Origin of the sequence: Rummeliibacillus sp. NPDC094406, from assembly GCF_044763875.1 — a bacterium.
In the GTDB taxonomy this organism is placed as follows: domain Bacteria; phylum Bacillota; class Bacilli; order Bacillales_A; family Planococcaceae; genus Rummeliibacillus.
Genome location: NZ_JBIWGZ010000001.1, coordinates 64,818 through 77,880, shown reverse-complemented (window position 1 = coordinate 77,880; position 13,063 = coordinate 64,818). Strand labels below are relative to the sequence as shown.

Here is a 13,063-nt window from a genome sequence, read left to right as displayed (position 1 = left end):
AAGAAAATTGGCGAAACCCCATCTGAGCATCTAACTCAAGGATGGGGTATTTTTATTATTTGAATCAATTGCCTTGAATTCTCAGTATTTCGCAGCGACTAACTCCAATATCATTGAGATTGTAAAAGCATATACTTTATAGTTTTAATTTCATTTTAACCTCTTTAGGCAATTCATAAGCTTCGATTACCTCATTACTACCAGTATATCCTTCGAGGCTTCTAGGAACACGTAACAGCGTTCCTTTTTTATATGGTTTATCAACATAAAAATATACTACCTTTTCGTCACCATTCTCATCATACCCTTTTAAATTATAAACATATTGCTCCTTATTATTAGTTTGTTCTGCTTCTTCATCGATTTTCACATAATAATCTTTTTCAAGCACAACATCTTTTTTACCACATCCGACTAATATAAAAATCACTAGACAACTAAATATAGTTAATGATTTAATAATTTTCATTTCATTTTTCCTCCTTGTATCATTCCCGCGCAAAAAATTTAATTCATCTATTCGTTTCAAAATTCTACTCGTTTATCAAGCCTATGAAAGGAGAATTAGAATGAATCCTCCTCTATTTGTTGTTTGCGTATTAATTTACCAGTTTGTTTAAATAACTTCGTCGGATGATGAAAAAACTCACAACAAATAGCAGTGAAAATATGCCTACACCGATCGCTGTCATTAGATAGAATGTTGATGAAATATAATTACTCATTCCAAACATCGCTACAAATAAAATAATAGCTGCGATAGTAAACGGAATAAAAATTAAAATGGCTAACTCCCTCGATACAACGGTAGATAGCTCTTTATTTGAAAGTCCAATTTTTCGAATGCCTGCATATTTCTTCTTTTCTCCTTCAAGTGATGTTTGCAGGTAGAAATAAAGAATACTCATTGCTGCACTCAAGAAAATTAAACTCAACATAAATCCGATGAAGAACATGATACTCTTCACGAATTTTTCCGTATCATATAAATCAATTTTAGAAGCTGTTAGGTGTGTATCAGGATCTGTATGAACCCGCGATAAAATGGTTTCTACTACATCGACCTTGTCTGTCCAATTTTCCATTTCATAAGCAAACACTTTGTAAACTGGATAATCAATTGTTTCATATACTTTATCTGGAACAATAAAATATGCATTTCTTAAACCCGTTGATAAAATATTTTTTTCTTCAAGACCAACATATTTGAGCTTCCCAAATGGGTATTCATGAATCGTCTTTGTATTAGGTTTTATACCTTCATTACCAGCTGCGACATAATACTCGTTGTCCTTTAGTGTAATCGGCTTATGCAAACCAAGTGCGTTATAATTCGAAACCGACATAAAGCCAATCCGCCGTTCTTCATCCGTTTTAAAGGCTGAATAATATGCAGCATACTTACCTTCTTTGTCTAATGTAGCCTCAATAAACCGAATATCTGCTTCCTCAGCTACAGATGTGTTAGTAGGAAGGGAAGTATATTGGAAGCTGTAAGGATATAGGCTCTCTGTTTTTTCCTTCACATTATAGTAGGAGCTATATAGAACGCTTGTACATAGAAAAACACCGAGCAATAAAATCGTTAATAAGTAAATAATATGCGCATGAGAACGTCCTTTAGCCTTTAAGTTGGAAACAAACAGCATGTTTGTTTTTTGGAGATATGAAGATTTTCTTTGCAATATACGAATTGCCAGGAGCACACCTTGAGTAACTGTAAAATAAATGGCTAATAATAGACTGGCAAATAGTGCAAAATAACCGAACGTATCAAGAGATTTTATCCAATTCATTTCCTTGATTAGTGAAATGAATAGAAAAGCGGTCGCAATGATCGAGAGCACCAGGTTCAATGGTCTGGGTGCAATTGGCTTTTCTTGAGTTACATCTGCTTTTAACAACTGTACGATTTCTTCATTTTTGATAAAGCGTGACATAAATTTAGAAACTACCACAAATAAAATAATAAATAAGACTATTGTTAACGTGATTGATTGTAATGGTACATACATTCCAAAGCTATCAGCACGTAACACCTTTTTAGCAACCATTAAAAATAGAGGAGCAATGATAAGTCCAAGAGCAATTGCTGTGATAATCGATGCCCCGGCGATAAGCATATTTTCTCTAAAAACCATTTTGCGTATTTGTTTCATGGAGGCACCTGACATCAAAAATACTCCAAGTGTTTTTGTTTTCTTTTTTAAAAAAGCGTACAGCGAATAGATAATAAAAATAAATGAAAAAATATAAATAAAGAAGCTGGCAAGTAACATTGTTAATCCCAATGTACTTGTAGTATCCACTTCCTTCATCATTGGATGGAAAGCTGTAGTCGAAAATAGGAAAAAGATTAAAATCGAGAAGACACTACTTAAAAAGTAGGAAATATATGTTGATTTATCTCATAAAACATTTTGAATGACAATATGGTTAAAACTCATGCTGGCCACCACCTAAATACGTGAGAGTATCCATTATTTCTTGATAAAATTGCTGTTTGTTCTTCCCCCGATGTATCTCATTAAAAAGAACACCATCTTTTATAAAGATGACACGCTGTGCAAAACTGGCAACATAAGCATCATGCGTCACCATTAATATGGCTGTTTTAAAAGTCTTGTTGATCGATTCGAACAATTCCATCACGCTATTTACGGCTTTAGAATCTAAGTTTCCAGTTGGCTCATCTGCTAGTAATAAGCTCGGTTCATGGATAACAGCTCTTGCAATTGCTACACGTTGTTTCTGTCCTCCTGAAATTTCAAATGTACGCTTTTTTAAAATCTCTTCAATCCCTAAAAAATCGACAATTTTCGTTAAACTCTTTCTCATTTCTTTCTCATCTATGGAATCGAGTGTCAATGGCAATAAATTATTTTCTTCTACTGTCAATGTATGAACCAGGTTAAAATCTTGAAAAACAAATCCAAGTTCCGCTCTTCTGAATTTTGCCAATTCATCATCATTTAAATCAAATGGATTTTTGGAATTGATTGTGATGTCGCCATTAGTTGGCCGATCAATTGTGGAAATGCAATTAAGGAATGTTGTTTTTCCACTACCAGATGGCCCCATAACAGCAACAAATTCGTTTTCATTTAAATTAAAATTAATACCTTTTAAAGCCTTGTATGTGATTTCTCCTGTATATTCTTTTTGAAGTTGATTTACGTTCAAAATCGTGTTTGTCATGTGCAATTCACTCCTTGTTTATCTCTGTTTTAGTATAGCTTCCCCTCCTGCTCTCTTAAATCTCCAAACATGACACCAATATGACAAAATTGTCATATTCAAAACGGCTACCTTATTTGGCAGCCGTTTCTATACTTCCGGAAAAATCAATTACAAAAGTTGTTTCATTATGGGAGGAATATAACTTGCATGGATGGTTTAATGTAGAAAGAACCTTTTTTACCAAGTAGAGTCCGATACCAGTCGCCTCACCCTTCGTGCGGCCTTTAGTACCTGTGTAAAACAATTCAAAAACACGGTTTATTTCACTTTCCGGTATTGTTTCTCCTTTGTTTTTGATATATAATTGATTATTTTCATAATGAATAACAACAGAAGATTGCTTCTCTCCATATTTGACAGCATTACTCAATAGCTGGTAAATCACAACCTTTATCCATTTGCGATCCGAATAAAGCAATACGTCATCTCGTATCGAAACTTTTGGAAAGATTTCTTCCTCTATGAAATAATCCTTTAAATCATTAATCACTTCCTGCATGATATTCTTTAAGAGGATTGGTTCTATCTTTAAATCTGCTAACATTTTTGTAGAACGACTATATGTTAATAGCTGATTTAAAGAAAAGTTCAACTTGTCGCATTCCTTTTTTATTTTTTGCAACTCCAGAAGTAAACTTGGATCTTTTGGATGATTCGATTGGATCAGTAATTGAATGACAGAAAGTGGTGTTTTCATTTGATGAACAGTTTGAGAAATCATTAATTGCTGTTCTTGTAGGAAATCCTTGTATTCATCTTCTTTTGAGAGGAGAAAAGATTGAATCTCATGCAATTGATCTGCATATGCTTTTTCTATAGGTGCACTTGGCTGATGAATCAGAAAATCACCTGTATCAATCCTCTTTTCCTTAATATTTGAATACATCTTTTTGCGACGTACATAGCGAAAGAAAAGTAAAATGGTTAGAAAGGTAACAGCTAAAAATATAAAATAGGGATAGTGATTTTCAAGGCCATCTAGGCGATTTATAACTACCGGCAAACTAATGAACGTTATAATATAAAGGATAATTAAACTTAAATGATCCTGTAAAAACAACTTCATGAAATTTTCTCCCTTAGTTGATATCCAATACCTCTGATTGTTGTTATTTCTAATGATGAATGAATCCCTACTAATTTCTTTCTTAACCTTTTAATATTTACTGAAAGCGTATTTTCCTCGACAAATTTTTCATCATCCCAGATAGCTGTGAGTAACTGCTGCCTCGTTACGACATTGGGAAATGCTTCAAATAATATTGAACAAAGCATTAGTTCCCTTAGTGTTAATATCTCCTCTTGATCATGTGTAGATAATATGACAGCATCCCGATTTAAAACCGTATTTCCCCTTTTTAGAGTACTCTTTTGTGAATCTTGTGCATATTCTCCATATACACGGCGAATTTGTCCATTTATTTTTGCAAGTAGCACGTCCATTAAAAAGGGTTTTGTAACGAAGTCATCTGCCCCATTTTCAATTCCATATACCTGGTCTAACTCACTCATACGAGCAGAGAGAATCATAATGGGACATTTCGATACCCGTCTTATTTTACGAGACCAATAATATCCATCAAATGCGGGTAAATTAATATCCATGATAACAAGATGCGGAATAAAGTCTTGAAAAAGATCCAGTACCTTTTCAAAATCATCTACAACAAGGCACTGATAACCATATTTTTCAAGATGACATTTTAATTCCTTTGCGATATTCATTTCATCTTCAACAATTAATATTTTGTACATTGAATCCTCCTATGTATCGGTGCAAAACTAAAAATATATTTAATTCACCTACTAAAATTAATTCATTGCTTCAGTCACGTATTCTGTTGGAAACTCATCTTATAAAAACTGAAGTAAACCATTACTTGAGTTTATGTTTTATTCAATTTTATATTTCTCTTACCTATTTCACCGATTATTATAGACATAAATTATACCATCCTTCTTGAATAAACCTACCATGTTCGTATTATAAGGTCACCAGATATTTCTGGGTGACCATTTTTTATTTGGTCTTATTATATCAGTAGCCATGGTAGAACATAACTGACCGTAGAGCTTCGAACCCTTCAGCTAATCGGCTCTCTCCTACTTGTAGAAACATGATTGAGGCTGGTTTGGACTTAGATCTCGTATAACAAGCGAAGCTGTGACACGCCAATGAGGAATTAGGAGTTGTAGCAATTTACTAATTTAGTAGAAGGGATTAAAACAGAACAGATGCTTTTGGGCCTCGCATTATGCAAAACGGTATACAATATCAAATAAATTAAGTCTCTTTATTTGATATCAATAGTCGGTTTCGATTAGAAAATTTGCTGTTAATGTTTAAAACCCATTTGATAAAAGGTGGGTTATTTTTTTACTAAAAATCTTTCTACATAATTAGTGTGGAACAAATTTTTAATCTGCAAAAAAATTAAAAATGAGTTTATTCGATACTTTTAATTTTTTAAAAACTGGGCAAAATAATCTCAAAATTATTCTTGGAAGAAGGTAGATGAATTAAAGAAAATCACTATCTGTTGATCCTTAGAAAAAGCTTTTCTATACTGTTTAAATAAATTATAGGAGTAGATACAAATGATTAAACAAAAACTTTTATCATTTCCCCTAACTTGTGCTTTATCATTCGGAATTATGAGTAACACAATTGCACCAACTTTTACTTTAGCTGCAGAGCAAAACATGACCGCTTCTGAACATCAACCAATGCTAAATCCTAGAACTCAGCAAAAAGTAGATGAAATATTAAATAAATTAGATTTAGACTTAGCAAAAATAGGTGCTCCCGTCCCAAAGCACAACGCTAAGTGCGAAACATTTAATAAGCTAGATGACAAAACAAAAGCAAAAGTTAAAGGAATTATGAAAAAAGTTAAAGACGGCTCCTTAACTAAAGAAAAGGGCGATAAACAATTAAAAGCTCTTGGGGTTTCATTTCCTAAACATCCCAGAGCAGAAATGTTTGCAAAGCTAGATGACAAAACGAAAACTAAAGTTAAAGAAATTATGAAAAAAGTTAAAGATGGCTCACTGACTAAAGAAGAAGCCCATAAACAATTAAAAGCTCTTGGGGTTTCATTTCCTAAACATCCCAGAGCAGAAATGTTTGCAAAGTTAGACGACAAAACGAAAACTAAAGTTAAAGAAATTATGAAAAAAGTTAAAGATGGTTCCTTAACCAAAGAAGAAGCTGATAAACAGCTGAAAGCACTGGGAGTTTCATTTCCAAAGCATCATGGAAAAGTCAAACATTTAGATACAAATACAAAAGAAAAGGCACAAACTTTAATCAAAGATGCCAAAGCTCAAGTTAACAAACTAGGAGCAGATTTCCCTTCAAGAAAATATGGCTATCTTATGAGATAGATGAAAAATTCATTTCTCACAAAAGCTCTAATCCCCTTCATCATCGGGACTAGAGTTTTTTTCATTTTTATTATTAATACCTTTCGTTGTAATGACTTCATAAATAAATCTAATTGCACCCCATTCCAAAGATACAAATAAATTATTAATCCTAAACCAAGTTTACTGAAGATTATTTAAATAGAGGAATTTGGAAATATTTGTCGAATCGTTATCTATATTAAAGAAAGCAAAGATGAAATTATTGAGAGGGGGCAATTTGTTGCAAGAGAATAAAGAAGTAACTCGTAAACCGTTTATTATTTTTACTTCTATAGTCAGTGTTACTGTTGCTATTTTTTCTGTGGTTTCAGATAACTTACCTTTTATAAATAAAGACATTTCTAATTTTAAATTTGTCATTTCTTATTTAGCGATTATGATTAATTCTTTACCTATATGGTTTATGATAGCTATGTTCATTGGTTATCGATTTGCCAATAATTTAAAAGAAGCAATTTTATTTGGTATGGTATATACACTCATTGCTATTAGTCTCTATATAATTATTGGACATTTTTATGAAAATACGTCGGATAACATACCCATACCAGTTATACAACAAATAATGAATTATGTAAGTTGGTTCGGTGCTTCAGCTTTTGGGGGATTATTTGGAGGAGCTGTTGGATTTTTAGTAAAAAAATCATACTATACATTATTGATTTTACTTGTGGGTCTGATTCTACAATTGTTGGTAAACGGAAAAGACAGTTGGAATGACATAATTGGCATTGCACAAAATTGTACGTTTTGCTTAATGATCGTTGGAATTATAATTTTTTTATTTTATAAGAAACCAGAAAAATTAAATGCGATAGAATTATAGATAAAATAAATATGCAAATGCTAATTTAAAGATTCCGCTCTAAGATACACCCCATTTTCAGCGATAACGCATCATTCTTTGCACATTCTCTTGTTGTAATTTCTTTATAAGATTTACCTATGATTTACAAAATGGCTCTGTTAAATTTTACTGTTGATTTAATCAGAAAATAAAATAGACTTGGGTCTAAAACCAAGTCTATTTTATATGTTTTATAATTAAACTGTAAGCAAACGTCTGTTAAATAATAAATTATTGATTCTTATTACTCGGGCGAGCATTAAAAAAACTTAGGATAATCGACAACCCTGCGATAATTCCGAACACATCTGAAGAAGAAACATTTATTAGCCAAAAAGAAATGGATGAACTCGCTATATAATCTGGCAAAGATTTCAAGGATGAAAGTGTAGCCAATATTGGGAAGGCAAACGAAAGTAGTATACTAGGAATAGATATACACCAAAATAAAGATGGATTTATATTAAATGACCAATTTTTCACGAAAACAATAGAAATATAGAGACCAAATATAATCGAGATAAATAATTTAGACCAAATAACAGGAATTAAACTAAATGTTTCTCTCGCAGTTTGTTGAATCTGATTTTCATAATTAAAACTTATATTTACTAATATAATTAATCCGACAACCCATAGAATTTTCCCAAAATAAGATATCCAATTAGATTTTATCATGAACAATCCTCCCTTTTTACTAATCTACGTCTGAAAAATAATTTTAGTTCCAAAATATATCCAAATAATTAAATTATTTCAATCCGTGAATCTAATTAAATAAATTTCATAAATCCATTTTTGGTTTTTAAACACGAACCTTTCAACACAGTAATAATCAGATTTGTATGTTCCGCTACAGACGGCGCTTTCCACGGGCTTGGCTTCAATCTCCTCGGGCCAACACGATGTTGGTCACGAAGCGGCTCAGCGAACGCCCGCAGGAAAGCGAGCAATTTATTGGTTGATCATCCATTTTTCAATGGATAAAAACTGAATAATTAACACGCATGATTTTTTATATGAATTTCGCATAATGAAATTGGTTCATTTTTTACAATTGTTAGGAAATATTTTAAAATTCTATTTTCTCCAAAAAAAATAGAATAAGCAAATTGCTTATCCTATCTTTATTCTTCCATGTTTACTTTACCTACATTAAGATATCTACCCAAATTTTAATAGCAGTTGCTAAAATCAATATGGAAAGTAAAACTTGAAGGGCTTTTGTATTCATTTTCTTAGCTGCTTTAGCGCCTAATGGGGCAGCAATTATACTTGCAATCGCTAATACAATGACAGGTAACCATTCAACTTGACCCGTTGTGATTTTGCCAATAGATCCACCAATGGAAGAAATAAATGTAATGGCTAGGCTCGATGCCACTGTCACTCGTGTTGGAATTTTTAAAATAACAAGCATAATTGGTACAAGTAAGAAACCACCTCCTGCACCGACAATACCTGAACCAATACCAACGATGAATGCTAAAATCGCTGCTAATGGTTTATTAAAAGTAATATTCCCATCGTTTTCGGGTACTTGTTTTCTTGGTATCAGCATTAAGATTGCCGCTAAAATCGCGAATACGCCGTAAACGATGTTGACTTGGCCTTCACTAAAACCACTTGAGGCAAAACTTCCTATTAAACTACCAACTAAAACGGAAATACCCATAGTTGCGATTAATGAGATGTTTAAGTAATTTCCTTTTCGAAAGGCAATCACACCTGAAATTGATGTTACTAATATTTCTACTGCAGTAATGCCTGATACCTCATGTGAAGTAAAGGAAGCTACACCAAACGCTGTAGGAATATATAAGAGCATCGGATATTTTATAATGGCTCCACCAATTCCAAGCATTCCTGAAATAAATGAACCAACTAATCCTATGCAAAATAATACAATGATTAGTGACAAACTCATAGTTTCCCTTCTTTCAATGAAAAGGACGAGCTAAAGCTCGCCTTTTTATTAACCTTTTTGAATATAAAAAGCAATGACATCTGCTTCTTCTGTTTGTTTCAAGATTTGATGTCCACCAGATTTAACCCATGCAGGAATGTCATTTAACGAACCTTTATCTGTAACAAACACTTCTAAAATGTCACCTGTATTCAATTGATCCATTGCTTTTTTTGTTTTCACGATTGGCATTGGACAAGACAATCCTTTTGCGTCTAAGGTTTTTGTTATATTCATATTATATCTTCCCTTTCGTTTTCAGTATATCTCTATAGGATTTTTTACGAATTCTTTACTTGAATTTAACGAACAGCACAGCGATTAGGTCCTATTTCCATTTCTGTTTGTTCGTCATTATCAGGTGTAATCTTCCCCATATTCACTTGACGAATTTGTTGGTATGCATTTGGTTGGGGTGGCAGATGATCTGTTACTGTATGACGAAACTCTTCTTCGTCAGCAATATTCAAACCATGGTTTTCAGCAAATAAATCACCTAAGCGTTTTGCTACTGTTCCATCTTCATTCAATTCATCGATGATCATAAAATGAGCTGGTAATACGATTAAATCTTCTGCTAGTTCACGGTAACGTTTGTATAATGTGGTACGTAAATCCCCTACCCAATCTTCTGCAAGGCCTGCAAGATCCGGACGACCGATTGAATCGATAAATAAGATATCTCCAGTTAATAGATATTGGTTATCTACTACAAAGGAAGTTGAACCAATTGTATGCCCCGGTGAGTATAATGCACCAACATCAATTTTAGCTGCACCAATTTGAACAGTTAATCCATCTTCAAGAGGTGTGTAATCATAAACAACTTCTGTTGCATCTTTTGGTGGTAAGTAGTATGAAGCGCCTACTTGTGAAGCAATATGTCGTCCTCCTGAAATATGATCGGCATGTAAATGCGTATCAAATACATGTTTAATTTCTACGCCTTTCTCTTTGGCAAAGTTTGTGAATACGTCTGTAAGACGTACTGCATCTATAAGTGCTGCTTCACCTTCTGAAATTACCATATAAGAAAGACAACCTTTTCCAAGTCTAACGAATTGATAGAGCTCCCCACCATTTAAATCTGCTACCTTAATTGGTTCAAGGTACATACTCCATGACTTCATACCACCTTCAAGAAAAGCAACATCCATTCCTTCGTCAGATAGCATCTCTGCAATCATCATTGAAGAACCTTCTTTAGCACAAACGACTAAAATTTCTTTGTCTTTTGGAAGTTGAGGTACTAGTTCTTCTACACCATCTAATAATTCAAAATATGGTATGTTAAGATATTCGAAATTGTGTCCTTCGATTTTCCAATCTTCAAAAGCATCATGATTACGAACATCTAAAATAAATAACTCTTTATTGTCAATTACTTTTCGTGCGACTTGTGCTGCAGTCCATTTTGTTACTGTCATTTTTAATTACCCCCATAGGTATATAAAAGTTAATTTTTTGGTGAAGAAGCATAGACTTCTTCACCAAATTATTTTTATCCAAAATCGTTCAATTAGAATGATAATGATGGTGCTGCGTCTTTCGCGAATTCTAAGAATGTTACAGCGCCACCAACTTCGATTCCATCAATGAAATCTTCTTTTGTAAGTCCCATTACATCCATTGTCATTTGACAGCCGATGAATTTTACACCAAGGTCTTGTGCCATTTCAACAAGTTCTGGAATAGATGGTACATTTGCTTTTGCAAATCCTTCTGCCATCATTTCTTTGCCAGCTGGCATCGGTAAGTTTTTCATTGCTTCTTTATGGATTAAATTTAAGCCTTCAAATGTGAAGAAAATGGCTACCTCTTTTTCTGTTGCTGCAGCTGCAGTGGCGATATTGAAAACTTTATATGCGTCGAAAAGACCACCATTTGACGCGATAATTGCTACTTTGTTTGACATAATAAAATCCTCCTAAAATATGTTTTTTATTTATTTAAGTCAATTTCATAAATGCTTTTCTAGTTACAAAATACGAATATTTTTCTAAATAAATAACTCAATGATTCGGATGATTTCTCATTCCCAGTATTTCCATAGTATGCCGCTTCAGATGGCGCTTTCCGCGGGCGAGCGTTGAGCCTCCTCGGAAGCCCGTACCGTGCTTCGCTGCGGGGTCTCACCTGTCTCGCTTTCCCGCAGGAGTCGCCATCTTCCGCTTCATAGACCATGTTCTAATTGATATGGCATATAATAATTGCCCATTAAATGTTATTTATTTTATATCAATTTTGCATTATGAAATTAACTCAATAGATTTAATCAATAAATTAAATCTCTTTTCTGATGTCGCCTTTCCAAGAAGTCATTCCTGGTAAAACGTTATATACATTTGTAAAACCTGCTTTAACCAGTTTTGAAGCGGCTAATTCACTGCGTTTTCCCGTTCTACAAATAACATAAATTTCTTTAGAATGATCAAGCTCATCCATACGTGCATCCAACTCACCCATTGGAATGGATACAGCACCTTCAATGTGGCCAAATGCATATTCTGCTTCTTCACGAACGTCTATAATAAGACCCTCACGGTTTGAAATTTCATCTAGCTCAATTGTTGGTTCAAATGCTTTCTCATCAACTGTTTCGCTAGAGCATTTACGAATGTAGTGATGTAAAACACCGTCTTGTTCAGTCGTTCCAATATATTGATGCCCCACTGAATCAGCCCAAGCTTCTAAGTCTGCTTTTGACCCTTTATCGGTTGCTTGAACCTCTATAATTTGACCATCAACTAGATCAGCCATTGCTTTTTTTGTTTTTACAATAGGCATCGGGCAAGAAAAGCCCTTTGCATCTAATTGTTTATCAGTTCTTAACATCTAAAATCCTCCCAAATACCATCAGGGGTATTAAATTTAATAAAAAAACTATTCAACAGCGCCTTCCCATTCAAGCATTCCGCCTACCATGTTTTTTACCTCATAACCTTGGCTTTCTAAAAATGCAGTTGCTTGGCCACTACGTGCACTTGAACGGCATACCATAATATAAGGTATGTTACGGTCAAGCTCATGCATACGGAATTCTATTAATCCAAGTGGAATATTCACAATACCAGGTATATGACCGGCTTGCACTTCTTGTACTTCACGAACATCAATTAAATTCAATTGTTCGCCCGCTTCTAAACGTTGTTGAACCTCTTTTGTTGAAATTTCTTTCATCCTCATACCTCCTATAAAACATATGCCTCGTTGAAGAATCTCAATAATACCCATACCTATATAGGTATTTAATTATTTAAAAAAAATATAAGATAACGACTATTCATTACAAATTGTATACATTTATTCTTTAATTGATGAATTTCTTTTTGATTTTAATTGCAAAATGAACAGCCGTTAATTGTGAATGAATTCTCATCCATCATTCCGAGAATATTGAAGTTGCCTACATTTAAGGCGATCAATCATCGCTTTTACAAAAACAATGAATTCATTTACAAGGTCCACTATATACCCATGTAGGTATTTTGTCAACAAGAACTGGTTATTTTTTATTCAGATAAATAAATGGTGGATCCTAAAGTTGTCTGTTCTAATTATTTTGGCGTTAATCATGGATA

Annotated in this window: 14 protein-coding genes; 2 read left to right on the top strand and 12 right to left on the bottom strand. The window is 33.4% G+C overall.

Features of this window, described 5'->3' with window-relative positions; genetic code table 11:
• Nucleotides 1-136: 136 nt before the first annotated feature.
• The 5 genes from ACIQ4I_RS00355 to ACIQ4I_RS00335 all read right to left on the bottom strand — a co-directional run bounded on the left by ACIQ4I_RS00355 (nucleotide 137) and on the right by ACIQ4I_RS00335 (nucleotide 4,995).
• Nucleotides 137-469: a YxeA family protein gene (locus ACIQ4I_RS00355; protein WP_403091771.1), complete on the bottom strand. Its 333-nt coding sequence runs from the start codon at nucleotides 467-469 to the stop codon at nucleotides 137-139.
• A gap of 130 nt (nucleotides 470-599) precedes the next feature.
• Complete coding sequence (locus tag ACIQ4I_RS00350) at nucleotides 600-2,318, bottom strand: FtsX-like permease family protein (RefSeq protein ID WP_403093311.1); 1,719 nt, start codon at nucleotides 2,316-2,318, stop codon at nucleotides 600-602.
• A gap of 118 nt (nucleotides 2,319-2,436) precedes the next feature.
• Nucleotides 2,437-3,198, bottom strand: a complete 762-nt coding sequence (locus ACIQ4I_RS00345; RefSeq protein WP_403091769.1) for an ABC transporter ATP-binding protein — start codon at nucleotides 3,196-3,198, stop codon at nucleotides 2,437-2,439.
• A gap of 112 nt (nucleotides 3,199-3,310) precedes the next feature.
• Nucleotides 3,311-4,306: a sensor histidine kinase gene (locus tag ACIQ4I_RS00340; RefSeq protein WP_403091768.1), complete on the bottom strand. Its 996-nt coding sequence runs from the start codon at nucleotides 4,304-4,306 to the stop codon at nucleotides 3,311-3,313.
• Nucleotides 4,303-4,995 carry a response regulator transcription factor gene (locus tag ACIQ4I_RS00335; RefSeq protein WP_403091766.1) on the bottom strand — a complete coding sequence of 231 codons (693 nt, stop codon included), beginning with the start codon at nucleotides 4,993-4,995 and terminating at the stop codon, nucleotides 4,303-4,305. Before ACIQ4I_RS00335 ends, ACIQ4I_RS00340 begins: the two co-directional genes overlap by 4 nt.
• Before the next feature lie 843 nt (nucleotides 4,996-5,838).
• Between ACIQ4I_RS00335 and ACIQ4I_RS00330 the strand changes: the two genes are divergently transcribed.
• Together ACIQ4I_RS00330 and ACIQ4I_RS00325 are read left to right on the top strand one after the other, a co-directional pair.
• Nucleotides 5,839-6,627: a hypothetical protein gene (locus ACIQ4I_RS00330; RefSeq protein WP_403091765.1), complete on the top strand. Its 789-nt coding sequence runs from the start codon at nucleotides 5,839-5,841 to the stop codon at nucleotides 6,625-6,627.
• A gap of 262 nt (nucleotides 6,628-6,889) precedes the next feature.
• The gene (locus tag ACIQ4I_RS00325) at nucleotides 6,890-7,495 is read left to right on the top strand and encodes a hypothetical protein (protein ID WP_403091763.1); all 606 of its coding nucleotides are present in this window, start codon (nucleotides 6,890-6,892) and stop codon (nucleotides 7,493-7,495) included.
• Nucleotides 7,496-7,747: 252 nt separating this feature from the next.
• On the opposite strand, the gene ACIQ4I_RS00320 is transcribed toward ACIQ4I_RS00325, so the two are convergent.
• The 7 genes from ACIQ4I_RS00320 to ACIQ4I_RS00290 form a co-directional block, all read right to left on the bottom strand.
• Entirely contained in the window at nucleotides 7,748-8,194 is a 447-nt protein-coding gene (locus tag ACIQ4I_RS00320; RefSeq protein WP_403091761.1) for a hypothetical protein, read from the bottom strand.
• A gap of 472 nt (nucleotides 8,195-8,666) precedes the next feature.
• The gene (locus tag ACIQ4I_RS00315; protein WP_403091759.1) at nucleotides 8,667-9,443 is read right to left on the bottom strand and encodes a sulfite exporter TauE/SafE family protein; all 777 of its coding nucleotides are present in this window, start codon (nucleotides 9,441-9,443) and stop codon (nucleotides 8,667-8,669) included.
• 48 nt (nucleotides 9,444-9,491) lie between these two features.
• Complete coding sequence (locus ACIQ4I_RS00310; protein WP_403091757.1) at nucleotides 9,492-9,719, bottom strand: sulfurtransferase TusA family protein; 228 nt, start codon at nucleotides 9,717-9,719, stop codon at nucleotides 9,492-9,494.
• A 65-nt stretch (nucleotides 9,720-9,784) separates the two neighbouring features.
• Entirely contained in the window at nucleotides 9,785-10,909 is a 1,125-nt protein-coding gene (locus tag ACIQ4I_RS00305) for an MBL fold metallo-hydrolase (protein WP_403091755.1), read from the bottom strand.
• Nucleotides 10,910-11,001: 92 nt separating this feature from the next.
• Nucleotides 11,002-11,397 carry a DsrE/DsrF/DrsH-like family protein gene (locus tag ACIQ4I_RS00300; RefSeq protein WP_403091754.1) on the bottom strand — a complete coding sequence of 132 codons (396 nt, stop codon included), beginning with the start codon at nucleotides 11,395-11,397 and terminating at the stop codon, nucleotides 11,002-11,004.
• A gap of 368 nt (nucleotides 11,398-11,765) precedes the next feature.
• Entirely contained in the window at nucleotides 11,766-12,317 is a 552-nt protein-coding gene (locus tag ACIQ4I_RS00295) for a sulfurtransferase TusA family protein (protein ID WP_403091752.1), read from the bottom strand.
• A 48-nt stretch (nucleotides 12,318-12,365) separates the two neighbouring features.
• Entirely contained in the window at nucleotides 12,366-12,662 is a 297-nt protein-coding gene (locus tag ACIQ4I_RS00290) for a rhodanese-like domain-containing protein (RefSeq protein WP_403091750.1), read from the bottom strand.
• Between the last annotated feature and the right edge of the window lie 401 nt (nucleotides 12,663-13,063).